Here is a 23491-nt window from a genome sequence, read left to right as displayed (position 1 = left end):
CGCCAGGGCCGGGTGCTCTTCGAGGGCGAGGACATCACCGGGCTGCCGACGCACGAGATCGTGCGGCGCGGCATCGCGCAGTCTCCGGAGGGGCGTCGCATCTTCCCGCGGATGACGGTGCTGGAGAACCTGCAGATGGGCTCGATCGTGGCGCAGCCCGGCAGCTTCGATCGCGAACTGGAGCGGGTTCTGACGCTGTTCCCGCGGCTGAAGGAGCGGATCAACCAGCGGGCGGGGACGATGTCCGGGGGCGAGCAGCAGATGCTGGCGATCGGGCGGGCCTTGATGAGCCAGCCGCGTCTTCTGCTGCTGGACGAGCCGTCGCTGGGCCTGGCGCCGCTGATCGTGAAGCAGATCTTCCAGGTGATCGCGGAGATCAACCGGGAACAGAAGATGACGGTGTTCATGGTGGAGCAGAACGCGTTCCACGCGCTGAAGCTGGCGCACCGTGCCTATGTGATGGTGACGGGGAAGATCACGATGACGGGGACCGGGGCGCAGCTTCTGGCCGACTCTGAGGTCCGGGCGGCCTATCTGGAAGGGGGGCACTGAGATGGAGACGCTGCTGGGGTCTTCGCTTGCGGTGTTCGTGTTCCTGACGGTTCTGGTGTTCGGGGGCTGCGGGGTTCTGACCGGCCAGACGCTGGCGGAGGGGTGGAAGCCGGTGGGCAGCGTGCTGGCCTACTCGCTGCTGCTGGGGGTGGGCGACCGCTTCCTGGCCTGGGGCCTGTTCGGCGAGCAGTTGCTGGCGCCCTGGGGCTTCATCGTCCACACGGCGGTGATCGCCGCCATCACCCTGACCGCCCACCGCATCGCCATCGCCCGCCGCATGGTCAACCAGTACCCGTGGCTCTACGAGCGCGCAGGTCCCTTCGCCTGGAGGGAGCGGTCGGGTTCGGCGTCCGCGAAATGAGCCGCCAATCATAGGCCATACCGCCAGGGGCGTCCGCGAAACTGTCGCTCTCCGCGCCACTTGGAGTATGGTAGCCTGGACACCGCCGGAGGGGACCCGGCGGCAAGACCCGCAAGGGTCGGGGGTATGTTGCAACAGGGACCACTCATCGAACAGGGAGCAAGCACACCCATGAAATTCAAGCTGTCCCTTCTCGCCGCGATCGCGGCGACCGCGCTCACCGCCACGGCCGCCAAGGCCGACATCGCGGTGGCGACCGCCGGCCCGATCACCGGCCAGTACGCCACCTTCGGCGAGCAGATGAAGAAGGGCATTGAGCAGGCCGTCAAGGACATCAACGCCGCCGGCGGTGTCCTGGGCCAGAAGCTGAAGCTGGAAGTCGGCGACGACGCCTGCGACCCCAAGCAGGCCGTCGCGGTGGCCAACCAGTTGGCCAAGGCCGGCGTGAAGTTCGTGGCCGGGCATTTCTGCTCGGGCTCGTCGATCCCCGCCAGCCAGGTCTATGCCGAAGAAGGCATGCTGCAGATCTCCCCGGCCTCGACCAACCCCAAGCTGACCGAACAGGGCCTGAAGAACGTCTTCCGCGTCTGCGGCCGTGACGACCAGCAGGGCGCCATCGCCGGCAAGTACCTGCTCGACAACTACAAGGGCAAGAACGTCGCCATCCTGCACGACAAGTCGGCCTATGGTAAGGGCTTGGCCGACGAGACGCAGAAGGCGCTGAACGCCGGCGGGCAGAAGGAAGCCATCTACGAGGCCTACACGGCCGGCGAGAAGGACTACTCGGCCCTGGTGTCGAAGCTGAAGCAGGCCAACATCGACGTCGTCTATGTCGGCGGCTACCACACCGAGGCCGGTCTGATCGCCCGCCAGATGAAGGACCAGGGCATGAAGGCCCCCATCGTGTCGGGTGACGCGCTGGTGACCAACGAGTACTGGGCCATCACCGGCGACGCCGGCGAGAACACCATGATGACCTTCGGCCCGGACCCGCGCGAGAAGCCGACGGCCAAGAAGGTCGTCGAGGACTTCCGCAAGGCCGGCTACGAGCCGGAAGGCTACACCCTCTACACCTACGCCGCCCTGCAGGCGTGGGCCGAGGCGGTGAAGAAGGCCGGTTCGACCGATGTCGCCAAGGTGTCGGATGTCCTGCGCAAGGGCGATTACGACACCGTCATCGGCAAGATCGGGTTCGACGCCAAGGGCGACGTCACCAGCCCGGCCTATGTCTGGTACAAGTGGACCAATGGCCAGTACGCCGAAGTGAAGTAAGCGGACTGAGTCCGTCAGCAAATGAGGGGCCGGCACCTGGTGCCGGCCCCTTTTTCTTGCGCTTGTGGTGTTCGGGTGGGCGGTTTCGCGGTCCCTGGGCCTCCGGTCCCCGCCATCGCGGGGCTGTCAGGCGCAGCCGGAGGGTCCCGCGCGGGGCGCGGTCAGGGCACCGGCGTCAGGGTATGGGCCTTGGGACATGCATCACGGAGGCCGGCGCAGTTTGCGCCGCCGCGATCGCCGCAGCGTTGACCCGTTTACCGGATCGTTCGTTCAGCAGCCTTTCGGATGTTCGCAGGACGTCCCGCCAGAAGGCGGCGGCGCGGGTGTGGTTGGCGGCCGTGAGTTCGACAAGACGAACGCGGCTCATGCGAATCGCGGTCTCGCCCAGTTCATCAACCAGGCGGGTTGCGAAGACAAGCACGTCGAGGTCGGTATTCATGACCCTTATGAACCCACAGGCGAGGCGTTTGTTCCAGCCTGAAACCGCGCTGCGGCAAAGGGTCATACGAGGTGCCCCGGGCGATGCTGCGCTGCGGCAGAGCGGATGCGGCATTGCCCGGCGCAGCGCACCATGGCGTCGATCTCATGCGCGACCTTCAAGGGTCACCGATCGGACACTCGCCAAGACCGGGGTGTTTTGTGCTTCAATGGCGCCCTTCGCAGCGGCCCCCGCGGCCGCCGGTCAGGGACGGGTTTTGGAGAAAAGAAAATGCGCAGGAAGCGCGAGGTGGTCGAGGGCCAGATTTATCGCAAGCTCTCACCCAGTGGAGGCTATTGGCTGGTGATCGCCATCCGCAAGGACGGCATGGGGACCCAGCACGCCCAGATGCAGAGGACCGACGATCCGAAGACACTGAAGACGCTGTCGGTGTCGACCCTGCTCGATCCCCACGAGTTCGAACTCGTCACCGAGTCATGAGCGTTCCGGCGGTGCCGGCCAGCCCATAGAGGTCGGCGCCGCTCCTTCCCGCCCCCTCGTCCGCCACCATCCTCAGCATCCTCCCCCGGTGGATCAGGTGGTTCAGGTGGGCGATCGCCTCACCCAGCGCGAACAGCGTCTGCTGCGCGTCGAGCGGTCGGGGGAACAGCGCCCGCGTCACCGCGGCCGCGGTCCGTGGCGTGGCGCACAGCGTCTCGATCTCCTCCAGCCTTTCCGCATGGTGGTCGGCGAGCGCCCGTGCCCGCTCGTGCAGGCCGCGGAAAGGACGGCCGTGAGAGGGCAGAACCAACGTATCGGCCGGCAACGCCGACCAGCCATCGAGGCTGGCGAGATAGTCGGCCAAGGGATCGGCATCGGGTTCGGCCGGCCAGACGCTGATGTTCGGGCTGATCCGCGGCAGGATCTGGTCACCGGAGATCAGCAGGCCGGTCTCGCCGTTCCCGTCGGCGGGGCGGTAGAGGCTGACCGGTTCGGCGGTATGGCCGCTGCCACCGATCACGATCCACTCGTGGCGTCCCACCGTCAGCCGGTCGCCTGCGCGCAGCCGGGTCAGGGTCGGCGGCACGCTCGGCACGCCGCGGTTGTAGGCGCCCTTGCGTCCGAGCATGGACGCTATCGCCTCCTCCGCCATCCCGCTGCGGCGATAGAAACGCTCCGCTGCGGCGTCGGCGGCGGCATCGCTGCCCGCAGACAGCGCGCGGGCGAGGAGCCATTCGGTCAGCGACGCGGCGAAGACGGCACCGGTCCGCTCCACCAGCCAGCCCGCCGCCCCGATATGATCGGGATGGAAGTGGGTGACAACCACCCGTTGCACTGAGCGCCGCGCGAGGGCGTCGCGGAGCAGTCCCTCCCAGACCGAAAGGCTGCGGGGATCGCCCAACCCGCAATCGACCAACGTCCATCCGGAGTCGCCGCCATCCAGCGCCCAGACGTTCACGTGGTCGAGCTGGAAGGGCAGGGCCAGCCTTATCCAGAGCACGCCGGGCGCGACTTCCAGCCATCCACCGGCCTCGGGGGTGGAGCAAAAGGGGTAGTCCGGCGCTCCGTTCGTGGTAGAGAGCATGGGTATTTCTATCCAAGTGTCTGTTACGAAATGGAAATCTTGCTCATAGTGCGCTGCGGCAAATCGGCAACAGGTTGAAAAGCCTTGCCGGAGCGGGATTGGCAGCTTGTCCGCCGACCTCCATTGTCCCGGCCAGAGCCCGGTCTGTCACGGCGTTTTGATGCAGACCACGGCTGAATCGTTTCGCCAACGCCGTCAATGAAGGGAACAAGAATATGACGATGCGTGGGGTTTTGCTGGGTTCGGCGCTGGCTGTCGCCGTTCCTTCGCTGGTTCTGCCGGCTGTCGCGTCCGCCGCTACGGAGGGCTTCTACGTCGGTGCCGGCGCCGGTGTGAACTGGACCCGGGATGCCGATGTCAGGAGCTATCCGGCGCCGGGCTTCGGGCTGACCGAGGACTTCAAGATCGGCGGCATCGGTGACCTGTCGGCTGGCTACGCCACCGCCATGGGCCTGCGCGCCGAGCTGGAGACGGCGTGGCGCTGGCGCAACCGCGTTGACGACACCAGCAGCGCCACCCCCGCCCTGAACGGCGTCGATGGCAAGATGAGCTCCATCGCCTTCATGGGCAACCTGCTGTACGACTTCAAGTTCGGCCTGCCCATCACCCCCTACATCGGCGTCGGTGCCGGTGTGGCCGGCGTGAAGCAGACGCTCGGCGGCCAGAGCGACCGCGACTGGGTGTTCGCCTATCAGGGCATCGTCGGTGCGTCCTACGACATCACCGACAATCTGGCCGTGACGCTGGATTACCGGTATTTCGCCACCACCGATCCGGAGTTCGACCTCGGGCCGGCCAGCTCGAAGGGCGAATACCGCAACCACACCATCCTCGCCGGCCTGCGTTACAGCTTCGGCGGCCCGGCGCGTCCGACCCCGGTGGCCGCCCCGGCCCCCGTTCCGGCGCCGGTCCAGGCCCAGCCGCAGACCGAGTATCAGGTGTTCTTCGACTGGGACAAGTCGACGATCACGCCGACCTCGGAGAAGATCATCGCCGACGCGGCCGACGCCGCCGGCCGCGTGCGTGCCGTCAACATCCAGGTGATCGGCCACACCGACACCTCGGGTTCGCCGGCCTACAACCAGCGGCTGTCCCTGCGCCGCGCCGAAGCGGTCCGCCGGGCCCTGATCGCCCGCGGCACGCCGGCCAACATGATCCGTGTCGACGGCGTGGGCGAAAACCAGCTCATGGTCCCGACCGGTCCGAACGTGCGTGAGCCGTCGAACCGCCGTGCCCAGATCCTCATCAAGGTCTCCTGATCGGGGTTTTCTGATCGGGGTTTTCTGATCGAAGCCTCCCGATTGGCAGTGGGGCAGGGGGCCGGCCGCCGAAGAGGCGGCCGGCCCCGGCCCATGCCGGGGCCGCACCGCCTGCGAAGGAGGTAGCGCGGACCGTTGCGTCAGCGTATGACGGTGCTGTACCTAGGCTTTCCGGTCCGAGACGTTACATGCAGGTTTTGATCGCCGACGATCATTCCATCGTCCGCAGCGGCTTGACGCATTTGGTTGGCGAATTGGACGAACAGGCCGTGGTGGTCGCCGCCACCAGCTTCGGCCAGTTGAACGCCATTCTCGATGAAGGGGCGGCATTCGACCTGGTCGTCATGGATCTGCGGATGCCGGGCCTCGGCGGCCTCGATGACGTGGAAGGGTTGGTCAAGCGGGTCGCTCCCGTTCCCGTCGTCATTTTCTCGATGATCGATTCGCCGGATGAGATGCGCGCGGTGCTGTCGCGCGGCGTGCGTGCCTTCATCCCGAAATCCACCGATGACGTGCTGGTGGTGAACATCCTGCGGCTGGTGATGGCCGGAGGCTCCTACGTGCCGCCGGTGCTCGGCATGCCGGGTGCTCCGGCGGTGGCGCCCGGCGCGGCGCGCAACGGCGCTCCCACGGTCTTCGACGGCTTGACCCGGCGCCAGTTGGAGGTGCTCGATCTGTTGGCCCAGGGCCTGTCGAACCAGGAGATCGGCGAGCGCCTGGGACTGAACCTGTCGACGGTCAAGACCCACGTGACCGGCGTGCTCAAGGCGCTGGGCGTCGGCAGCCGCACCCAGGCGGTGTTGCTGGTCAAGGAGTCGGGGCGCGATCGTCTGGTGTGACGCTGGTGGCCGGGGATCGCCGGCCGGCTGTCACAGCAGCGCGTTCAGCAGCGATCCCCGTCCCCCGTAGGAGCCGCTGGCAGACCCGCCCAGCAGCATGCTTGCCGCGTTGAGCGGGGTGCCCGTCGAGCCGCCGAGGATGGCGGCAAGCCCCTGCAGCTTGAGGTTCCCGCCGAACGGATTGTCGCCCTTGGCCGGCTGCTTGGCGATGGTGTCGTAGTCCTTGCTGTAGGTGCCCATGCGCAGTTGGACGCCGTAATCCTTGGCATCCTTGACGGGAACGTCCTTGTCGCGCGCGACGCGCAGCGTGTAGTCGCCCTTGTCCAGCGTGAGCTGCCCGTTCTTCAGCTTCTGGAAGGCGTCATAGGTGGCGCCGGAGTCCTTGCTGCTGTCGGCGACGATCTTGCCGCCGCGGTCCATCAACTGCAGGCGCACCCCGGCGTCGCCCACCGTCCCCAGCGTGACGGCACCGGAGCCGGTGACCGAGAATTTGTAGAAGTCGGCCGGGTCGTTGGCAGCAAGCGAACTGAAGACGTTCAGCCGGCTGGTATCCTTGACCAGCGTGCCGATGCTTGTGGCGAAGGGCGCGGCGTTCAGCGCCGACTTGTTGACGGTCTGCTCGTACTCCTGGACCTTGCCGGCCGGTGCGCCCGATCCGGCCGCGGCTTGCTGCTGCACCCGCTTGACCGCCGCGTCGATCGACGTCTGCAGGCTCTGCGCCATGCCGCCGACATCGGCGTAACTGGACAGGCTGACCATGGTTCGCTCCCCTCGCATTCCAGCCCCGTCGGGACGTGGCAGGAGGTGCTTTGCAGGATGCGGGCCAAGGCCAAAGCGTTGATCCGGAACGCATTATTTGACGGCGTTCGGTGCCGGGCGGCAGATTTGACCGCCCGGGGGCGGCAGGAAATTCCGCTTGCGCCTCCTTCCCGCCGTTCAGGAATCGTAAGCCATGAGCGAGATGCTCGGCACGTCGACGCGGTCGCGGCCGTTCAGGAAGGTCAGTTCCACCAGGAAGGCGGCGGCGCGGACATCGGCGCCGACCTGGCGCAGCAGGGTGATGGCGGCTGCCATGGTGCCGCCGGTCGCCAGCAGGTCGTCCAGCACCACCACCCGCTGTCCGGGCATCACCGCATCGGCCTGCACCTCGATGGTGTCGGTGCCATACTCCAGGTCGTAGGAATGGGCGATCTTGTCGCCGGGCAGCTTGCCGCGCTTGCGCACCATCACGAAGCCGATGCCCAGTGCCAGCGCCAGCGGGGCGGCGACCAGGAAGCCGCGTGATTCGATCCCGACCAGCAGGTCGGGCTTGTGCGGGCGCACGGCCTCTGCCAACTGGTCGATCGCCGCCTTCCAGGCGGCGCCGTCCGCCAGCAGGGGCGAGACGTCGTAGAACAGGATGCCGGGCTTGGGGAAATCCGCGATGCCGCGGATGTGGTCTTTCAGGTTCATCGGAAATCCCGTCCTTTGGGTCTCGCCGGATCACGGCCTGCGGCAGTGTCAATCGGGTGCCGGCTCACCGGGCGGCACTCTAGCGGCTGATCGCCCCTTGGCAAAGCGGCCACTGGACCGGACGCCGGCTTCCCCGCCTCCCGGTCCCCGCCGCAATGGGGTTGACCATCCGGCCGTGCTCCGCCACGTTCCCGGCGGTACTGGTCGGTGTGCGGCTGTCTGCGGCGGGGCGTGTGGCTGGGATTGTGGCGAAGGAAGGGGCGCGGATCGAGTCCGGGCCGGACGGGAACGGATGGCGGATCGGCGTTGCCGGCCGCTGGACGCTCGACGTCGCAGGCCCTGCCGGCGAGGCGCTCGACGGCATGCCGCAGCCGGCGGAAGAAACCGCCGTGCGGCTCGACCTTACCGATGTCGATGCGCTGGACACCGTCGGGGCCTACCTGATCAACCGCCTGGCCGAAGGGTTGCGGGCCGGCGGCCACACGGTCGAAACGATCGGGCTGCGGCCGGAGCAGGCCGCCCTGTTCGCCGCCGTGCACGACGCCTGCAAGGTGCCCCCCCGCCCGATAGAGCGGGAGCATCACCCCGTCATCGACATGGTCGTCCGCACCGGCGAAACCACCGTGACCGCGGGAAAGGAACTGCTCAACCTCGTCGGTTTCCTCGGGCTCGTCACCGTCACCTTCGCCCGTCTGGTTGTCCGCCCGTCGCGGCTGCGCCTGACTTCGGTCCTGTTCCATATCGAACAGACCGGGTTGAACGCCCTGCCGATCCTCGGGCTGCTGTCCTTCCTGATCGGCGTGGTGCTCGCCTTCCAGGGGGCTGACCAGTTGAAGCGCTTCGGGGCGGAGCTGTTCGTGGTGAACCTGCTGGGCATTTCCGTCCTCCGGGAGATCGGCATCCTGATGACCGCGATCATCGTCGCCGGCCGGTCGGGTTCCGCCTTCACCGCGCAGATCGGCACCATGAAGGTGAACCAGGAGGTGGACGCCATCGGCACCATGGGGCTGGACCCGGTCGAGCTGCTGGTGGTGCCGCGAGCGCTGGCGCTGATGATCACCCTGCCGTTGCTGGCCTTCTATGCCGACATCATGGGGCTCTTCGGCGGCGCCGTGATGGCCTACGCCACGCTGGACATCACCTTCGGCCAGTTCATCCGCCAACTGCACACGGCGGTCGGCATCAACACGGTGCTGACCGGCCTGGTCAAGGCGCCGGTCTTCGCGCTGGTGATCGCCATGGTCGGTTGCTATGAGGGGCTGAAGGTCTCCGGCAGCGCCGAGAGCGTCGGCATCATGACGACCAGGGCGGTGGTGGAGGGCATCTTCCTGGTGATCGTCATCGACGCGGTCTTCTCCATCCTCTTCTCCATGCTGGGGGTGTGATGGCCGATCTCCCCGAACTGCGGCGCGGCGCGGAGGCGCCTCCCGTCATCCGCGTGCGCGGCCTGGTGACCCGCTTCGGCCCGCAGGTCGTGCATGACGGGCTCGACCTCGATGTCCGGCCCGGCGAGGTCCTGGGCGTCGTCGGCGGCTCCGGCACCGGCAAGTCGGTGCTGCTGAAGGAGATCCTGGGCCTGATGGAGCCGGCCGCCGGCCGCATCGAGCTGCTCGGCCACGACACCGCGGCGCTTGGCCGGAGCGAACGCACGGCGCTCCAGGCCCGGACCGGCGTGCTGTTCCAGAATGGAGCGCTGTTCAGTTCGATGACGGTGGCCGAGAACGTCATGCTGCCGCTGAAGGAGCACACCGCGCTGCCGCCGTCGCTGATCGCCGAGGTGGCGCGGGTCAAGATCGCCATGGCCGGCCTGCCGCCGGATGCCGGCACCAAGCATCCCGCCCAGCTTTCGGGAGGGATGATCAAGCGTGCCGGCCTGGCCCGGGCGCTGGCGCTGGATCCCGACATCCTGTTCCTCGACGAGCCGACGGCCGGGCTCGACCCGATCGGCGCCGCCGCTTTCGACACGCTGATCCAGGGGCTGCAGCGAAGCCTGGGCCTGACCGTCTTCATGGTCACCCACGACCTGGACAGCCTGACCTCGATCTGCGACCGCATCGCCGTGCTGGTCGACCGCAAGATCCGGGTGGGGACGCTGGCCCAGCATCTGGCCGACCCGCACCCCTGGATCCACGACTATTTCCACGGGCCGCGCGGCCGCGCCGCCCTCGACGCGAGGGAGCGGACGGCCGGCCCCGACGCCGCCCTCCGCAAAGCCAAGGGATAGGGTCGCCATGGAAACCCGCGCCAGCTACATCCTGGTCGGCAGCTTCGTGCTGGCGCTGGTCGCCGGCCTGCTTGTCTTCACCGCCTGGGTCGCCAAGGTCCAGCTCGACGAGTCGCGGGAAACCTACCGCATCTACTTCAACGGTTCGGTCACCGGCCTGCAGCAGGGCAGCCCGGTGCGCTACCGCGGCGTGCCGGTGGGCACGGTGTCCGACATCCGGCTCGACCCGGAGAACGTGACGCGGGTGCGGGTGACCGTCCTGGTTCAGAACGGCACGCCGATCATGGCGGACTCGATCGCCTCGCTGGAGCTTCAGGGCATCACCGGCGGCGCCTACGTCCAGATCTCCGGCGGGGCGGCAGGGGGCAAGCGGCTGACAGCCACCGACGCCGACGGCGTGCTGACCATCCCGTCGCGGCCGAGCTCGCTCACCGCCGTGGTCGACAGCGCGCCGCAGCTCGTCAACCGGGCGCTGGAGGTCGTCACCCGCCTGGGCGACCTGCTGAACGGCGAGAACCAGAAGGCCATCGGGGAAATCCTCGCCAACGTCCGCACCCTCAGCGCCGAACTCGCCCGTGCCGGCGCCGGGCTGGAAGAGACGATGGATCAGGCCAGGCGCACGCTGAGCGGCCTCGACGGGGTCGGCCCGCAGCTCAACCGGACGCTGGAGCAGGCACGCGGAACCCTCGCGACGGTGGATGGCAGCGCCAGGCAGTTGACCGGCGATACCCGGGAACTCATGCGTACGCTGAAGCGGACCTCCGACACGCTGAACGCCCTGGCTGACGAGAATCGCGAACCCGTGCGCGACTTTACCGCGACTGGACTGTATGAACTGACGTTGCTGATCACCCAACTGCGCGACCTGTCCGGTCAGCTTTCACGGGTGGTCACGCGGATCGAGAACGATCCGTCGAACTTCCTGTTCGGCGGAACGCGGCAGGGTGTGGAGGTTCGTGGGAAATGACGCGGAACGGCACGGGACGACACGGCGGTGCAGGCTTCACCGGCGCCGCACTCACGCGGCGGACGGCGCTCTCCTCCCTCGCCGGGCTGGCCGGCGGGCTGTCCGTCAGGCTGGGCGGCGTCGTGGCTTTGCCGGGACTGGCGGCCTGCTCCACCCTCAACCCGACGGCCCCGCAGCTCTACACCCTGACCCCGCGCGCGACCGTTCCGGCCGGCCCGAGGGCCGACTGGCAGTTGCTGGTCGAGGCGCCGTCGGCGGCGGCGGGCATCGACACCCCGCGCATCGCGTTGTCGCGCACCCCGACCTCGCTCGACTATTTCGCCGACGTTTCCTGGGCCGACCGGGCGCCGAACATGGTTCAGGGGCTGATCGTCCAGACCTTCGAGGACAGCGGCCGCATCGTCTCCGTCGGGCGCGACACGGTGGGGCTGCGTTCCGACTATGTGCTGAAGACCGAACTGCGCGATTTCCAGGCGGAATACGCCGCACCGGCCGCTGCCGGTCCGGATACCGTGCATGTGCGCCTGTCGGCCAAGCTGGTCGCCATGCCGCGCCGCACCATCGAGGCGGGCGACTCCTTCGAGGCGGTGGTGCCGGTCAAGGGGCGCGCCTTCACCGACGTCATCGCCGCCTTCGACGAGGCGCTGGGCCGCGTCACGAGCGAACTGGTGACCTGGGCGCTGGCTCAACCCTTCGCCCCCGGCCACGCCGCGGCGGGCTGATTGCGGCGGGCTGATTGCGCCGGACCGATTGCGGCGGACCGGGACGCAGCCGGCACATCGCCCCCCGCGTCCCCGATTGCCGGTGCCCCGCCTTGTGGAAATGTCCACTTGCCAGGATCCCTTGCCCGCGTACGTAATGGGGATGTTCGCGCAAGCAGGATCGGGCGATGACGGATCTGTCTGGGGTATCCCGCGAGTCTTTGGAGGCGATGGCGGAGGCCGGCCGCGAGGTGCGGCTGTGCCAGCGCGTCCTGGCGAAGACCGGCGACACCGTGGTGGGAGAGCTTCTGCGCGGCCATGGCACGCTGTACGAGTGGAAGCACTATCCGCCCGGCGACGTCTATGACGCCGAATTCCATGCGCAGTATTATTACCATTGCCATCCGGAAGGCGAGCGCCCCCACGGCGAGCACGGCCATTTCCACACCTTCCTGCGTCCCCACGGCATGCCGCCGGGGATGGAGCCGATGGCGCTGCCCGATTACCGGCCACCGGAAAACGACAACGACGCATTGTCGCACCTGATCGGCATCGCCATGGACGTCGCGGGCCAGCCGGTGCGCCTGTTCACCACGAACCGCTGGGTGACGGGAGAGACCTGGTACGCGGCCGACGACGTGATCGCCATGCTCGACGCCTTCGAGATCGACCATGCCCGTCCGTCCTGGCCGGCGAACCGCTGGATCACGGCGATGATGCGCCTGTTCCGCCCGACGATCGTCGAACTGCTGCACGAGCGCGACGCCGTGATCGATCGCTGGACCGCCGGGCATCCCGGAACCTACGTCTATGACGACCGGGGACTGGAGGTCGCCTCCCAGCGCCTGATCTCGGTCGATGCGCAGATCGCCGAGATCGCCACCCATTTGCGCGGTGCCCGCCGCCGCCCGAGTTTGGCGGACGCGTCCTGACGCCGCAGGTCCGGCCGGCTTGGCCCGGCGGCCTATGACTGCGGGGCGTTAAGGAAGGTTCAACGCTTTCAGAAGATCCTGCGGCATGGACACGTCTCCGCCCATAGATCCGCAGCCAAGCCGGCGGGCTCGGGAGACGGCCAGGGCAGGAAGGGTCCGGAACCCATGAGCGACGGTTTCACAAGCGGTCATCTGACCAGGGACGACGTGGTGCGCCTGTTGGCGGATCCGTCTCCGGCAACCCGCACGGATCTGGCCGCGAAGGTCGCGCTCCAGTTCGACAGCATCGACCTATCGGCCGCCGAGCGGCAACTGGCGGAGGACATCATCCGCCTGATGGTCAAGGACACCGTGCTGCGCGTCCGCCAGACCCTGGCGGAGAACCTGAAGGCCAGCCCGTCGCTGCCGCGCGACGTCGCGCTGACGCTTGCCCGCGACGTCGAGGCGGTGGCGATCCCGGTGCTCAGCGTCTCGACCGTGCTGACCTCGGCGGATCTCGTGGAGATCGTGCGCTCGGGGACGGACGCCAAGAGCACTGCCATCGCCCGGCGCGGAAACGTGCCCGCGGCCGTCGCCGACGCCTTGATCGAGAGCGGGTCCGAAACCGCGGTCGCAGCCCTGGTCGCCAACGAGGGCGCCGAACTCGGCGAGCAGAGCCTGGGACGCGTCATCGACCGTTTCGGCCGGAGCGAGGCGGTGCAGGAGCCGCTGGTTCACCGCAGCCGCCTGCCGATCACCATCGCCGAACGGCTGGTCGCCGTGGTGTCGGAAAAGCTGCGCCAGCATCTCGTCTCCCATCACGAGCTGCCGTCGCGGGTGGCTTCCGAACTGATCCTGCAGAGCCGGGAGCGCGCGACCGTCGCCCTGCTCACCGGCGAAAGCGACGAGGCGGCACTGGAGCGGCTGGTCAGCCAGCTCGTCCGTACCGGGCGCCTGACCCCGTCGCTGCTGGTCCGCTCGCTGTGCACCGGCGACATCGGCTTCTTCGAGATGGCGATGGCGCGTCTGGCGAACGTGCCGCTGACCAATACGCGGCTGCTGATCCATGACGCCGGCAGGCTCGGGCTCAAGTCCCTCTACGACAAGGCAAAGCTGCCGCCGGCCCTGCTGCCGGCCTGCCGCATCGCCATCGATGTGCTGAAGGAAACCCCGTATGACGGCGAAGAGGGCGATCGCGGCCGCCACCGCCGGCGCGTCATCGAACGCATCCTGACCCAGTACGAGGATCTGGCGCCCGAGGATCTGGAGTTCCTGCTGGCCAAGCTCGGGGACATCATGCAACTGGAAAACGCCGAGGCGTGACCGAGCGGACTCCTTCCGACGATCCGCTCGCAACGGTGCACCGGCTGGAACGGCGCATCGCCGAGCTGGAGGCGGCGCTGGGCCGGGGTGGGATGCCGGCCGGCGATGCCCGCTTCCGGTCGCTGGTGCAGATGGCGGCCAGCATCATCCTGGTGTTGGGCGACGATGGCCGCGTGCAGGAAGCGAACCGTGAGGCCCAGCGCGCCTTCCGGATCGACGGCAACGCCATCGGCAAACCCTGGATCGAGGTGGTGGGGCAGCGGCCGGCCGGCGTCTTCGCCGCCCAGCTCGCCATTGCCGCCGAGGGCACCGAGGTCCGCAACTTCGAGCAGGTGCTGCCCGACGGCGGCGACGGCGAGCGCGTGCTGCTGTGGAACCTGAACCGGCTGCCGGCCGGCGACGGCATGGCGTCCGGCATCCTCTGCGTCGGCCAGGACATCACCCGCCGGAAGAGGGCGGAGCTGGCGCTGCGGCAGGCGCGCGACGAGTTGGAGGCGCGGGTGGCCGAGCGCACCCGCGCCCTGCTGCAGGAGGTGCAGGAGCGCCGCCGTGCCGAACAGGCGCTGATCCACGCCAAGGAGCAGGCCGAACTGGCCAACCGGGCCAAGAGCGAGTTCCTGGCCAACATGAGCCACGAGCTGCGCACGCCGCTGAACGCCATCATCGGCTTTTCCTCGATGATGGAGAGCGAGATCGTCGGGCCGCTCGGCCATCCCAAGTACCTCGACTACGCCAAGGTGATCGGCAAATCGAGCCAGCACCTGCTGGCCGTCATCAGCGACATCCTGGACGTCGCCAAGATCGAGGCGGGGAAACTGGATCTCTATCCGCAGCCGATGGACGTCCGCGATGCTGTCGAAAGCTCGCTGCTGCTGATCGCCGAACGGGCGGAGGAAGGCGGGCTGACGCTGGTGCAGGACATCGCCGTCGGCACGCCGCACCTGCTGGGCGATCCCGTGCGGGTGAAGCAGATCCTGCTGAACCTGCTGTCCAATGCCGTGAAGTTCACCGGCCAGGGCGGATCCATCACGCTGCGGGTCCGTCCCGACCCGGTGGCGGGCGGCGGCCTCGGCCATGTGCTGATCGAGGTCGCGGACACCGGCATCGGCATGAACGCCGAGGGCATCGCCATCGCGCTGCAGCCCTTCGGCCAGGTCGACAGCCAACTGTCCCGCCGGTCGGGCGGCACCGGGCTCGGGCTGCCGCTCGTTCGATCCTTCGTCGAGCTATTGAACGGCACGCTCGATATCCGCAGCCGCGAGGGCGAAGGCACCACGGTCAGCGTGCGCCTGCCGGTCGCTCCGCCCTATGACGGCGAATAGCGGAACGGCGTCGCCATGGCGGCGGCGATCGCCGCTTGCACGCTGCGACGCTGCGGGCCACCTTGCAATCCATGCGTACACGACAGGCGGAGCGGGACATGGCCGGACGGGATCGGGCTGATCGGGATTTGGCCAGCCGGGATTTGGCCAGCCTGAATTTGACGGCAGGCCGCGAGCGGCTGAAGGCGCGCATCGGGCAGGCCCTCGGCGAGGCGAGGGCCGATCTGGTCATCAAGGACACGCGCTTCCTCAACGTCGTGACGGGGGAGATCGCGGAGGGCGACATCGCCGTTTGCGGCGACGTCATCGTCGGCACCTATGACAGCTACGACGGCGTGGAGGAGATCGACGGTCGCGGGCTGACGGTGGTCCCCGGCTTCATCGACACCCACGTCCACTGCGAATCCACCTGCGTCACCCCGCAGGAGTTCGACCGCTGCGTCCTGCCGCGCGGCACCACCACCGCCATCTGCGATCCGCACGAAATCTGCAATGTCCTCGGCGAGCGGGGGTTGCGCTATTTCCTCGACAGCGCCGAGGGCACCGCGCTGGATCTGTTCGTACAGCTTTCCTCCTGCGTGCCGGCCACCGAGCTTGAGACCTCGGGCGCGCGGCTGGAGGCGCCGGACCTGATCCGCCACATGGACCATCCCCGCGTGCTGGGCCTTGCCGAGTTCATGAACTTCCCCGGGGTCTTCCATAAGGTCGATGGCGTCCTCGACAAGCTGGCCGCCTTCGAGGGCCGCCACATCGACGGCCATGCGCCGCTGATGACCGGGAAGGAGCTGAACGCCTATCTGTCCTGCGGCATCCGCAACTGCCACGAAACCACCAGCGCCGCCGAGGCGATGGAGAAGCTGCGCAAGGGCATGCAGGTCCTGATCCGCGACGGCTCGGTGTCGAAGGACGTCCATGCGCTGGCCGAGGTGATCGGGCCGGAAACCTCCCCCTTCCTCGGCTTCTGCACCGACGACCGCAACCCGCTCGACATTGCCGAGGAGGGGCACATGGATCACCTGATCCGCAGCGCCATCCGCCTCGGTGCGCCGGTCGCCCACGTCTACCGCGCCGCCACATGGTCGGCGGCCCGCGGTTTCCGCCTGTACGACCGCGGTCTGGTGGCGCCGGGGCACCGCGCCGACCTCGTCCTGCTCGACGACCTGGAGGAGTGCGCGGTCAACCGGGTGATCCGCAACGGCCGGGTGGTCGGCGAGCACAGTTTCGGCGGCCGGCCGGCGGTGGCGCCGGTTGGTCTCGACTCGGTGAAGCTTGATCCGGTCACGGTGGACGATTTCGCGGTGCCGGCCGGTGGATCGGTGCAATCGGTGATCGGGCTGGAACCGGGGAAGATCCTGACCGAGCACCGTCGGATCGAGGTGCCGGCGGTGGGCGGACGGATGGTCGCCGATCCGGCGCGCGACCTGCTGAAGGTCTGCGTCTTCGCCCGTCACGGCAGCAACCGCAACGTCGGACGGGGCTTCGTCCAGGGATTCGGCTTCGCCGACGGGGCGCTGGCCTCGTCGGTCGGCCATGACAGCCACAACATCTGTACCGTCGGGTCGAACGATGCCGACATGGCGGTGGCGGTCAACCGGCTGATCGACCTCCAGGGAGGCTTCGTCGCCGTCCGCGACGGACGGATCCTCGGCGAACTGGCGCTGCCGCTCGCCGGCCTGATGAGCCTGGAACCGTATGAGGCGGTGGAGGTGAAGCTGCGCGCGCTGCGCGCCGCAGTGCGCGCCATGGGTTGCCCGTTGGCCGAGCCGTTCCTGCAACTGGCCTTCCTGCCGCTGCCGGTGATTCCACATCTGAAGATCACCGACCGCGGCATGGTCGATGTCGATCGCTTCGAGCTGATTGCCGCCTGATTGATCGGGGTGCATGAAAAAGCGGCAGTCGCTTGGTTGCCCTGCGGATGAGGAGAGTGGCAGGCCCGCCAGTGCCGCAAAGGCGTTGCGGGTCTTTCGCCGGGATGCGCGGCGCATGCCCCTCCCCCACGGTGTCCCCGGCCGTCATCTCCCGAGGAAGCGGGGTGAACTTCCGGCCCACGTGATTGAAATGCCTGGCCTCCCACTTTCGCCGGAGGGGCAGTCGGTGGGGTGGCGCACCGGCTCCGCACCGGGCGGACCTTCGGAAACCGATGCCGCCGCTCCGTCATGAGGCAGTTCGGGGTGAGGATGGGTGCCATTCCGTCGCGGTATTCCGGCTGAGAACGGTCATCCCTGCAGGGGGGCGCCGGACCCGATGGGATGACATGTGCGGCATGATGCCCCCGTGGCACGGGCTTTGCCTCGGGGACATATCTAGCGAAGACCGTCATCGAGCGAGTCCGATTCCGCCATGACCCATCTGGCCCCGATGATCCATCTATCCCACGCCCTGCTGCCGGTCCGCCCGCCGGAGACGGTGTCGATGCGGACGCGTGACGGGATCCGCCTCGACGCCGATCTCTACCGCCCCGACGCTGCCGGAACCTGGCCGGTGCTGCTGCTGCGCACGGCCTGCGGCCGGCGCGTCTGCGAGACCAGCCATTACGCGCATCCGCGCTGGTACGCTGCCCGCGGCTACGTCGTGGTGGTGCAGGACGTGCGTGGCCGCGGTACGTCGGATGGCCGGTTCCGTCCCTTCGAGGCCGAGCGGGAGGATGGTGCCGACGCCGTCGCCTGGGCGGCCTCGCTGCCTGGTTCTTCCGGTTCGGTCGGAATGTACGGCCGCGGCTATGCCGGCATGGCGCAATGGCTGGCCATGGCCGAGGCTCCGTCGGCCTTGCGGGCGATCGCGCCGGCCTTCGCCGGCTGGGACGTCTATTCCGATTGGGCCTACGAGGGTGGAGCCTTCCGGTTAGCCGACGCCATGGGCTGGGCCTTGGCGGCCGCGGCGGAGTCCGCCCGGCGGGTGGAGGACGGCACCGGCCACCGCCTGTTGTCGGACGCCGTCCGCGCCCTGCCGGTCGACGACGAGATCCCGTCGCGGCCGCAGGCGTTGCGCGATTACGCGCGTTATTCCCATTACGACGACTGGCTGACCAATCCGCTGCCCGGCCCGGCCTGGGACGCGCTGTCGCCCCGGGCCATGCTGCCCGGCATGGCGGCCGACGTCGCCGTCCTGCAGTTGGGCGGCTGGTACGACCCGCGGCTGGCCGGCATCCTCGACGCTCACGAAGCACTGGCGGCGCGCGGACGGGCTCCGGTGCGGCTGGTTGTCGGACCCTGGGGAGCCGTCGGCCCGGCGGCCTTGCCGGATGGCGCGCCGGACGGATTGCCGGACCTCGACGGCCTGCAATTGCCCTGGTTCGACCGCGTGCTGAAGGGCGAAGGGAGCATGGCCGATCGCGGCGGCCCGGTGCGCCTGCATGATGTCGAAAGCGGTCGCTGGCATGACCTGCCGTCGGTTTCCCCGGCCGCCGCGGCGCTGCATCTGGCCAGCGACGGGCTCGCCAACCGCCAGGGCGGCAGGCTGGCCGTCGAGCCGCCCGACCTGGAGGCGCTCGACGTGGTGGTGCATGATCCACGGTGCCCGGTGCCGTCGGTCGGCGGCCATGCGATGCCGTCCTCGGCCGGCCGGTGCGACCGTGCTGCCGTCGACCGCCGCCACGATGTCGCCGTTTACACCAGCCTTCCCCTGGAGGAGCCGCTGATCCTGGCCGGCCGGGTCGCGCTCGACCTGTGGGTGGAGGCCGACGCGCCGTCCTTCGATGTCAGCGCCGTGCTGTCGGTGGTCCGTCCCGATGGCCAGGTGCTGGCACTGACGCAGGGGCATGCGCGGGTGGAGCCCGGCGATCCGACCCGGCCGTTGACCATCGGCATGCGGGCAGCCTGCGCCACGCTGGCACCGGGATCGGCGCTGCGGCTCAGCCTCGCCGGCTCCTGCTTCCCTGCCTACCCGGTCAATCCCGGCACCGGTGCCGAACCCGGCGAGACCCGCCGGGTGGACGCGCTGCCGATCACGCTGCTGATCCACAGCGGCCCCGACCGGCCATCCCGGCTGCGGCTGGCCGCCGGGATGGCTTAGAGTCCGTCTGATGCTCATTGAATCACCAGACGGACTCTAAGCTTTTGGTTTTCCGTGTGAGTTACGCTTCAAGCGATCCCGCTTGAACCGATCACACTCCAGTCCGCCGGCTTGCGGTCCGGCGGCGCACCCGCGCTCAGGCGCAGGTGCGGTTGGCGGCGCTCAGAACCGCCCTGACCGAGGCGGTGGCGACATCCGGATCGATGCCGACGCCGAAGACGGCGCGGCCGTCGGCGGTGCGGCATTCGACATAAGCCGCCGCCTGCGCATCGGCACCGCGGCTGATTGCATGTTCCTGGTAGTCCACGACGTCAAGCGACGGTCCGCCAGCCGCTTCCAGGGCAGCGACGACCCCCGAGATCAGGCCGTTGCCGTGCCCGGAGATCGAGCGGACCGCGCCGTCGACCGCCACGCGGCCGACGAACAGGCGCCGGCCGGCCGCGCCACGCTCCTCATGATCCACCAGCATGAAGCGGTCGGCCAGACGCGGCAGATACCGGCTCTCGAAGCACGCCCAGATGTCGGCAGCCTCCAGTTCCCGGCCGGTGCCGTCCGCCAGCGCCTGGACATGCGCGCTGAAGTCCGCCTGCAGGCGCTTCGGCAGCCTCATGCCGCGGTCCTGTTCGATGACCCAGGCGACGCCGCCCTTGCCCGACTGGCTGTTGACGCGGATGACGGCTTCGTAGGTTTCGCCGATGTCGGCCGGATCGATCGGCAGGTAGGGCATCTCCCAGATGCCGTCGTTGCGCCGTTCATGCGCGGCGAAGCCCTTGCGGATGGCGTCCTGGTGCGAGCCGGAGAAGGCGGTGTGCACCAGTTCGCCGGCATAGGGATGGCGGGGGTGGACCGGCAGCCCGATGCAGCTCTCGACCGTACCGACGATCTCGCGCATCGCCGGGAAGGACAGGCCGGGATCGATCCCCTGGGTGTAGAGATTGAGCGCCAGGGTCACGAGATCGACGTTCCCCGTCCGCTCGCCATTGCCGAACAGGCATCCCTCGATACGGTCCGCACCGGCCAGCAGCGCCTGCTCGGCCGCCGCGACCCCGGTGCCGCGGTCGTTGTGGGGATGTACGCTGACGATGACGGAGTCACGCCGGGAAATGTTGCGGCAGAACCACTCGATCTGGTCGGCATAGACGTTCGGCATGGCGACCTCTACCGTCGCCGGCAGGTTCAGGATCACCGGCCGCTGAGGCGTCGGCTGCCACACGTCGAGGACGCGCTCGCAGATTTCCAGCGCGAAGTCGGGTTCGGTGAAGCAGAAAGTTTCCGGCGAATACTGGAAGGTCCAGTCGGTCTGCGGACGCTTCAGGCTCTCGTCGAGCATGGCGGTGACGCCGGAGACGGCGAGTGCCACGATCTCCGGCCGATCCATGCCGAAGACGACGCGGCGGAACAGGGGGGCGGTGGCATTGTAGAGGTGGACGGTGGCATGCCGTGCGCCGTCGAGCGCCTCGAACGTCCGGGCGATCAGGTCGCGCCGCGACTGCGTCAGCACCTGGATCGTCACGTCCTCCGGGATCCGGTTCTCATCGATCAGGTGCCGGACGAAGTCGAACTCCGTCTGCGAAGCGGACGGGAAGGCGACCTCGATCTCCTTGAAGCCGATGGCGACCAGCATGTCGTAGAAGCGCTGCTTGCGCTCCGACCCCATGGGGTTGGCCAGCGCCTGGTTGCCGTCGCGCAGATCGGTGGACAGCCAGCGCGGCGCGGCGGTCAGGCGCCGGGACGGCCATCGCCTGTCCGGCAGGTCGACGGGAGTGATGAAGGGACGGTATTTGGTATCCGGGTTTTTCAGCATGGTCGATTTCCAATGCACGCGGGAGCGGGGACAAGCGGACACGGCTGCATACGGCCGCCAGGATGCCGTCAGTCCCGGCGACCGCCGATAAGTCGCGGCGCGGTGCAAAGGAGGCCCATCCGTGTGGAACCGTACCGGCCGTGACCGCATGCGCCGCCGATGGCGGCCATGGCCGCAAGGCGTTGCCGGCGATGCCGGCTGATGGCGAAGGCGGTGTCGGCCATTGGGGGCGTGTTCTGATCTGTATCGGTTCCAAGAGGGGTTTTCATTACACCGGCTGGCGGTGATAATCTCGCGCGCGGGGAGCTTTCATCGTCGCGAGAGGGTCAGAGTGCGCAATGGCGGGGCCGGCCGCTACCGATCAGATCACCGTCGTCAGCCGCGATGCCCACCGCTTTGCCAGCATTTCGCATCGGCACGACCAGGCGCAGCTCATCCATGCCATCACCGGGGTGGTGGCGGTCACGACGGCGCAGGGCACATGGGTCGTGCCGCCGAGCCGTGCGGTCTGGGTGCCCGCGGGCATCGAGCATGAGACCAGGAGCCATGCCGCCGTGCGGTTCCGTGCCCTGCTGATCGACGCGGCGGAGGCGCAGGGGCTGCCCGGCGCCTGCGCCGTGGTGGAGGTGACGCCGCTGCTGCGCGAACTGATCCTGCGCTTGGCCGCACTGGCGGGCGCGCCGAGGGAGCCGGACTTCTGCCAAGCCGTCACGCGGCTCCTGCTTCTGGAGCTGTCGTTCCTGCCGGTGGAGCCGCTCAACCTGCCCACCCCCCGGCACGCGCAACTCGCGCGCTTCTGCGAGCGGTTGCGGAACGAACCCGCCCTCGCGGTTTCCCTGGAAACGGCGGCGGCCGACCTGCATATGAGCCGGTCGAGCTTCATGCGCCGTTTCCAGCGCGAAACCGGCATGAGCCTCGCCCGTTGGCGCCAGCAGGCGCGCCTGCTGCATGCGTTGTCGCTGCTTGCGGATGGGCAGTCGATCCTGAGCGTCGCGCTCGCTTGCGGATACGAAAGCCCGAGCGCCTTTTCCGCGATGTTCCGGCGCTCACTCGGGCGGTCGCCGACCGACTATTTCGCGAGCCCGGCGGGTGCGTGAGCACCGCCTCCCGCCGGAGAGGACTGCAGGATTCGCTAGCGGGCCGGGGTGCCCGGTTCCACCGGCTTCCTGGCAGCGACCTGGAGGCAGGACTCCAGGCTCCGGGCCAGCAGGCGAAGCATCAGGTCGCGGAAGGGCGTCTTGTCGCCCACCGACCAGGCGCGCTGCACCAGGTCGAGGTACTGGTCGCGGTCCTCGAGCCGCACCACCACCGGCGGATAGCCGGCACGGTTGAGGATCAGGTTGCACAGCAGGAGTGCGGTCGCCCGGTTGCCGGTGCTGAAGGGACGCATGGCGCTCAGCCGGTGATGCGCCTCGAAGGCGGTCTCGGGGACGGCGTCGGCCTTGCGCATCCAGGTCGACAGGGCCGACATCGCGACACGCAGCTTGGCCGGATCGGGCGCCGCCTCCGCCGCATCGTCGGCCAGCGGGCCGTCGCGGTACTTTCCTGCGGCCTCATCGATGCCGTGGCAAAGGACGCTGTGGAACGCGGCGATGGTGCGTTCCGTCACGGCGCCAGACGGGTCGAAGGAGAGCCTGGCCATCAGTTCCAGCGCGCCGCGGTGGTTCAGGACGAACCGCTGCTCGGCCGCCGGCCGGTGGCGCAGGATGGTGCCGCGTTCCAGGATCGCCTTCACGTCCACCGGCTTGACCGGCAGATCCTCCAGCGCCACGGCGGCGACCGTCAGGTCCAGTTCGAAGCGGTCGGCGATCGCGTGCACGGCCGCCTGCGGCAGGGGCCTGGCCGCGTCCAGCGCCCGCTTCTTCTCCGCGATCTCGTCGAGCAGGGTCATCGGTCACACTGTCGAAGGAGGATAAGGACCGGGTGACAGGGGGCTGGCGGCCCCCTGCGGGGATTTGCCGCTTGGACGGGCACGGTTGCCGGTTTTAGGATCCCTGTCAAGAGGCCCACAACCTGATGGCAGCCGGCCGCAACCGCTTGAAACGACGGGATGCGCGGAGGAGATCGCTGCGATGAGCTACGTCGTCTGGGACGAATCCATGAGTGTCGGCGTGCCTGTCCTCGACGACGAGCACCGGCGTCTGCTCGACCTGTTCAACGGCCTGCTGGACAGCGGCATCACGCCCGACAACCGGGAGGAGCTGTCCGGACTGCTGACGAGCCTCCGCGACTATGTCGCCGTCCATTTCGCCCGGGAAGAGGCGATGATGGAGCGCGGCCGTTATCCGGGACTGGAAGGGCATCTCGCCGCCCACCGCTATTTCGCCGGCGAGGTCGAGAAGCTGGCGCGCGACATCGAGGGGGACAATCCGACGATGCTGCGTATGGACCTGATCCTGCTGCTGAAGGACTGGTTCGTGGACCACATCCAGCAGACGGACAGCCGGTACAAGCCGTATATCGCCGGGGCGGCGGGTCGGTAGACCGCTC

The 23491-nt window shown here is 68.5% G+C and carries 23 protein-coding genes; 17 read left to right on the top strand and 6 right to left on the bottom strand.

Translation table 11 applies throughout. The features are described from left to right. From J2850_RS20510 to J2850_RS20500, 3 genes are all read left to right on the top strand, one after another. Positions 1–552, top strand: a 552-nt coding sequence (locus tag J2850_RS20510; protein WP_209985516.1) for an ABC transporter ATP-binding protein, incomplete at its 5' end; no start/stop codon positions are given. Position 553: 1 nt separating this feature from the next. Then, positions 554–913, top strand: a complete 360-nt coding sequence (locus tag J2850_RS20505) for a DUF6867 family protein (protein ID WP_209985514.1) — start codon at positions 554–556, stop codon at positions 911–913. Between the two features lie 171 nt (positions 914–1084). Then, the gene (locus tag J2850_RS20500) at positions 1085–2185 is read left to right on the top strand and encodes a branched-chain amino acid ABC transporter substrate-binding protein (RefSeq protein WP_209985512.1); all 1101 of its coding nucleotides are present in this window, start codon (positions 1085–1087) and stop codon (positions 2183–2185) included. 175 nt (positions 2186–2360) lie between these two features. Here the strand turns inward: J2850_RS20500 and J2850_RS20495 are convergent, their stop codons facing one another. Further along, positions 2361–2624 carry a hypothetical protein gene (locus J2850_RS20495; protein ID WP_209985509.1) on the bottom strand — a complete coding sequence of 88 codons (264 nt, stop codon included), beginning with the start codon at positions 2622–2624 and terminating at the stop codon, positions 2361–2363. A gap of 270 nt (positions 2625–2894) precedes the next feature. Between J2850_RS20495 and J2850_RS20490 the strand changes: the two genes are divergently transcribed. After that, positions 2895–3104 carry a hypothetical protein gene (locus J2850_RS20490; RefSeq protein ID WP_209985505.1) on the top strand — a complete coding sequence of 70 codons (210 nt, stop codon included), beginning with the start codon at positions 2895–2897 and terminating at the stop codon, positions 3102–3104. On the opposite strand, the gene J2850_RS20485 is transcribed toward J2850_RS20490, so the two are convergent. Next, on the bottom strand, positions 3091–4188 hold the full coding sequence (locus J2850_RS20485) for an MBL fold metallo-hydrolase (protein ID WP_209985503.1): 1098 nt from the start codon (positions 4186–4188) through the stop codon (positions 3091–3093). The two genes, J2850_RS20490 and J2850_RS20485, sit on opposite strands and share 14 nt — an antisense overlap. Positions 4189–4403: 215 nt before the next feature. On the opposite strand from J2850_RS20485, the gene J2850_RS20480 reads away from it, so the two are divergent. Continuing rightward, the gene (locus J2850_RS20480) at positions 4404–5447 is read left to right on the top strand and encodes an OmpA family protein (RefSeq protein WP_209985500.1); all 1044 of its coding nucleotides are present in this window, start codon (positions 4404–4406) and stop codon (positions 5445–5447) included. A gap of 188 nt (positions 5448–5635) precedes the next feature. Next, complete coding sequence (locus J2850_RS20475; RefSeq protein WP_209985497.1) at positions 5636–6286, top strand: response regulator transcription factor; 651 nt, start codon at positions 5636–5638, stop codon at positions 6284–6286. Positions 6287–6316: 30 nt separating this feature from the next. Here J2850_RS20475 and J2850_RS20470 read toward each other — a convergent pair whose 3' ends face one another. Together J2850_RS20470 and J2850_RS20465 are read right to left on the bottom strand one after the other, a co-directional pair. Then, positions 6317–7045, bottom strand: a complete 729-nt coding sequence (locus J2850_RS20470) for a hypothetical protein (protein WP_209985496.1) — start codon at positions 7043–7045, stop codon at positions 6317–6319. Positions 7046–7222: 177 nt separating this feature from the next. Continuing rightward, the gene (locus tag J2850_RS20465) at positions 7223–7738 is read right to left on the bottom strand and encodes an adenine phosphoribosyltransferase (protein WP_209985493.1); all 516 of its coding nucleotides are present in this window, start codon (positions 7736–7738) and stop codon (positions 7223–7225) included. 233 nt (positions 7739–7971) lie between these two features. On the opposite strand from J2850_RS20465, the gene J2850_RS20460 reads away from it, so the two are divergent. From J2850_RS20460 to J2850_RS20420, 9 genes are all read left to right on the top strand, one after another. Further along, positions 7972–9123 carry an ABC transporter permease gene (locus J2850_RS20460; protein WP_307354496.1) on the top strand — a complete coding sequence of 384 codons (1152 nt, stop codon included), beginning with the start codon at positions 7972–7974 and terminating at the stop codon, positions 9121–9123. Beyond that, positions 9123–9962 (top strand): ABC transporter ATP-binding protein, encoded by an 840-nt coding sequence (locus J2850_RS20455; RefSeq protein WP_209985492.1) that lies wholly within the window; start codon positions 9123–9125, stop codon positions 9960–9962. The genes J2850_RS20460 and J2850_RS20455 overlap by 1 nt, the downstream gene beginning before the upstream one ends. Before the next feature lie 7 nt (positions 9963–9969). After that, complete coding sequence (locus J2850_RS20450; RefSeq protein WP_209985489.1) at positions 9970–10929, top strand: MlaD family protein; 960 nt, start codon at positions 9970–9972, stop codon at positions 10927–10929. Next, complete coding sequence (locus J2850_RS20445) at positions 10926–11651, top strand: ABC-type transport auxiliary lipoprotein family protein (RefSeq protein ID WP_209985487.1); 726 nt, start codon at positions 10926–10928, stop codon at positions 11649–11651. The genes J2850_RS20450 and J2850_RS20445 overlap by 4 nt, the downstream gene beginning before the upstream one ends. Positions 11652–11818: 167 nt before the next feature. Further along, positions 11819–12562: a DUF6969 family protein gene (locus tag J2850_RS20440; RefSeq protein WP_209985484.1), complete on the top strand. Its 744-nt coding sequence runs from the start codon at positions 11819–11821 to the stop codon at positions 12560–12562. A gap of 165 nt (positions 12563–12727) precedes the next feature. Then, the gene (spbR, locus tag J2850_RS20435; RefSeq protein WP_209985481.1) at positions 12728–13864 is read left to right on the top strand and encodes a SpbR family protein; all 1137 of its coding nucleotides are present in this window, start codon (positions 12728–12730) and stop codon (positions 13862–13864) included. Then, entirely contained in the window at positions 13861–15186 is a 1326-nt protein-coding gene (locus J2850_RS20430) for a PAS domain-containing sensor histidine kinase (protein ID WP_209985476.1), read from the top strand. The genes spbR and J2850_RS20430 overlap by 4 nt, the downstream gene beginning before the upstream one ends. Before the next feature lie 98 nt (positions 15187–15284). After that, positions 15285–17054 (top strand): adenine deaminase, encoded by a 1770-nt coding sequence (ade, locus tag J2850_RS20425; RefSeq protein ID WP_246513277.1) that lies wholly within the window; start codon positions 15285–15287, stop codon positions 17052–17054. A 472-nt stretch (positions 17055–17526) separates the two neighbouring features. Beyond that, complete coding sequence (locus tag J2850_RS20420; RefSeq protein WP_209985473.1) at positions 17527–19197, top strand: CocE/NonD family hydrolase; 1671 nt, start codon at positions 17527–17529, stop codon at positions 19195–19197. 136 nt (positions 19198–19333) lie between these two features. Here the strand turns inward: J2850_RS20420 and leuA are convergent, their stop codons facing one another. Further along, a complete protein-coding gene (leuA, locus tag J2850_RS20415) occupies positions 19334–21001 on the bottom strand; it encodes a 2-isopropylmalate synthase (protein ID WP_209985470.1) in 1668 nt (555 codons plus the stop codon). A 338-nt stretch (positions 21002–21339) separates the two neighbouring features. Here leuA and J2850_RS20410 point away from each other — a divergent pair, with 338 nt between their 5' ends. Beyond that, the gene (locus J2850_RS20410; RefSeq protein ID WP_209985467.1) at positions 21340–22098 is read left to right on the top strand and encodes an AraC family transcriptional regulator; all 759 of its coding nucleotides are present in this window, start codon (positions 21340–21342) and stop codon (positions 22096–22098) included. 35 nt (positions 22099–22133) lie between these two features. Here J2850_RS20410 and J2850_RS20405 read toward each other — a convergent pair whose 3' ends face one another. Next, positions 22134–22892: a Fic family protein gene (locus J2850_RS20405; protein ID WP_209985464.1), complete on the bottom strand. Its 759-nt coding sequence runs from the start codon at positions 22890–22892 to the stop codon at positions 22134–22136. Positions 22893–23073: 181 nt separating this feature from the next. Between J2850_RS20405 and J2850_RS20400 the strand changes: the two genes are divergently transcribed. After that, positions 23074–23484 (top strand): bacteriohemerythrin, encoded by a 411-nt coding sequence (locus J2850_RS20400; RefSeq protein ID WP_209985461.1) that lies wholly within the window; start codon positions 23074–23076, stop codon positions 23482–23484. Positions 23485–23491 lie beyond the last annotated feature (7 nt).

The sequence above is a fragment of the Azospirillum picis genome, assembly GCF_017876115.1.
Lineage (GTDB): Bacteria > Pseudomonadota > Alphaproteobacteria > Azospirillales > Azospirillaceae > Azospirillum > Azospirillum picis.
Note: the sequence above shows the minus strand (reverse complement) of the source record. Positions and strands in the feature narration are given on the sequence as shown.

Excerpts from the sequence above, each read along its gene's own strand:
- J2850_RS20505 (WP_209985514.1), top strand. The coding sequence starts at position 554 with ATGGAGACGCTGCTGGGGTCTTCGCTTGCGGTGTTCGTGTTCCTGACG.
- J2850_RS20500 (WP_209985512.1), top strand. The coding sequence starts at position 1,085 with ATGAAATTCAAGCTGTCCCTTCTCGCCGCGATCGCGGCGACCGCGCTC.
- J2850_RS20495 (WP_209985509.1), bottom strand. The coding sequence starts at position 2,624 with ATGAATACCGACCTCGACGTGCTTGTCTTCGCAACCCGCCTGGTTGAT.
- J2850_RS20490 (WP_209985505.1), top strand. The coding sequence starts at position 2,895 with ATGCGCAGGAAGCGCGAGGTGGTCGAGGGCCAGATTTATCGCAAGCTC.
- J2850_RS20485 (WP_209985503.1), bottom strand. The coding sequence starts at position 4,188 with ATGCTCTCTACCACGAACGGAGCGCCGGACTACCCCTTTTGCTCCACC.
- J2850_RS20480 (WP_209985500.1), top strand. The coding sequence starts at position 4,404 with ATGACGATGCGTGGGGTTTTGCTGGGTTCGGCGCTGGCTGTCGCCGTT.
- J2850_RS20475 (WP_209985497.1), top strand. The coding sequence starts at position 5,636 with ATGCAGGTTTTGATCGCCGACGATCATTCCATCGTCCGCAGCGGCTTG.
- J2850_RS20470 (WP_209985496.1), bottom strand. The coding sequence starts at position 7,045 with ATGGTCAGCCTGTCCAGTTACGCCGATGTCGGCGGCATGGCGCAGAGC.
- J2850_RS20465 (WP_209985493.1), bottom strand. The coding sequence starts at position 7,738 with ATGAACCTGAAAGACCACATCCGCGGCATCGCGGATTTCCCCAAGCCC.
- J2850_RS20455 (WP_209985492.1), top strand. The coding sequence starts at position 9,123 with ATGGCCGATCTCCCCGAACTGCGGCGCGGCGCGGAGGCGCCTCCCGTC.
- J2850_RS20450 (WP_209985489.1), top strand. The coding sequence starts at position 9,970 with ATGGAAACCCGCGCCAGCTACATCCTGGTCGGCAGCTTCGTGCTGGCG.
- J2850_RS20445 (WP_209985487.1), top strand. The coding sequence starts at position 10,926 with ATGACGCGGAACGGCACGGGACGACACGGCGGTGCAGGCTTCACCGGC.
- J2850_RS20440 (WP_209985484.1), top strand. The coding sequence starts at position 11,819 with ATGACGGATCTGTCTGGGGTATCCCGCGAGTCTTTGGAGGCGATGGCG.
- spbR (WP_209985481.1), top strand. The coding sequence starts at position 12,728 with ATGAGCGACGGTTTCACAAGCGGTCATCTGACCAGGGACGACGTGGTG.
- ade (WP_246513277.1), top strand. The coding sequence starts at position 15,285 with ATGGCCGGACGGGATCGGGCTGATCGGGATTTGGCCAGCCGGGATTTG.
- J2850_RS20420 (WP_209985473.1), top strand. The coding sequence starts at position 17,527 with ATGACCCATCTGGCCCCGATGATCCATCTATCCCACGCCCTGCTGCCG.
- leuA (WP_209985470.1), bottom strand. The coding sequence starts at position 21,001 with ATGCTGAAAAACCCGGATACCAAATACCGTCCCTTCATCACTCCCGTC.
- J2850_RS20410 (WP_209985467.1), top strand. The coding sequence starts at position 21,340 with ATGGCGGGGCCGGCCGCTACCGATCAGATCACCGTCGTCAGCCGCGAT.
- J2850_RS20405 (WP_209985464.1), bottom strand. The coding sequence starts at position 22,892 with ATGACCCTGCTCGACGAGATCGCGGAGAAGAAGCGGGCGCTGGACGCG.
- J2850_RS20400 (WP_209985461.1), top strand. The coding sequence starts at position 23,074 with ATGAGCTACGTCGTCTGGGACGAATCCATGAGTGTCGGCGTGCCTGTC.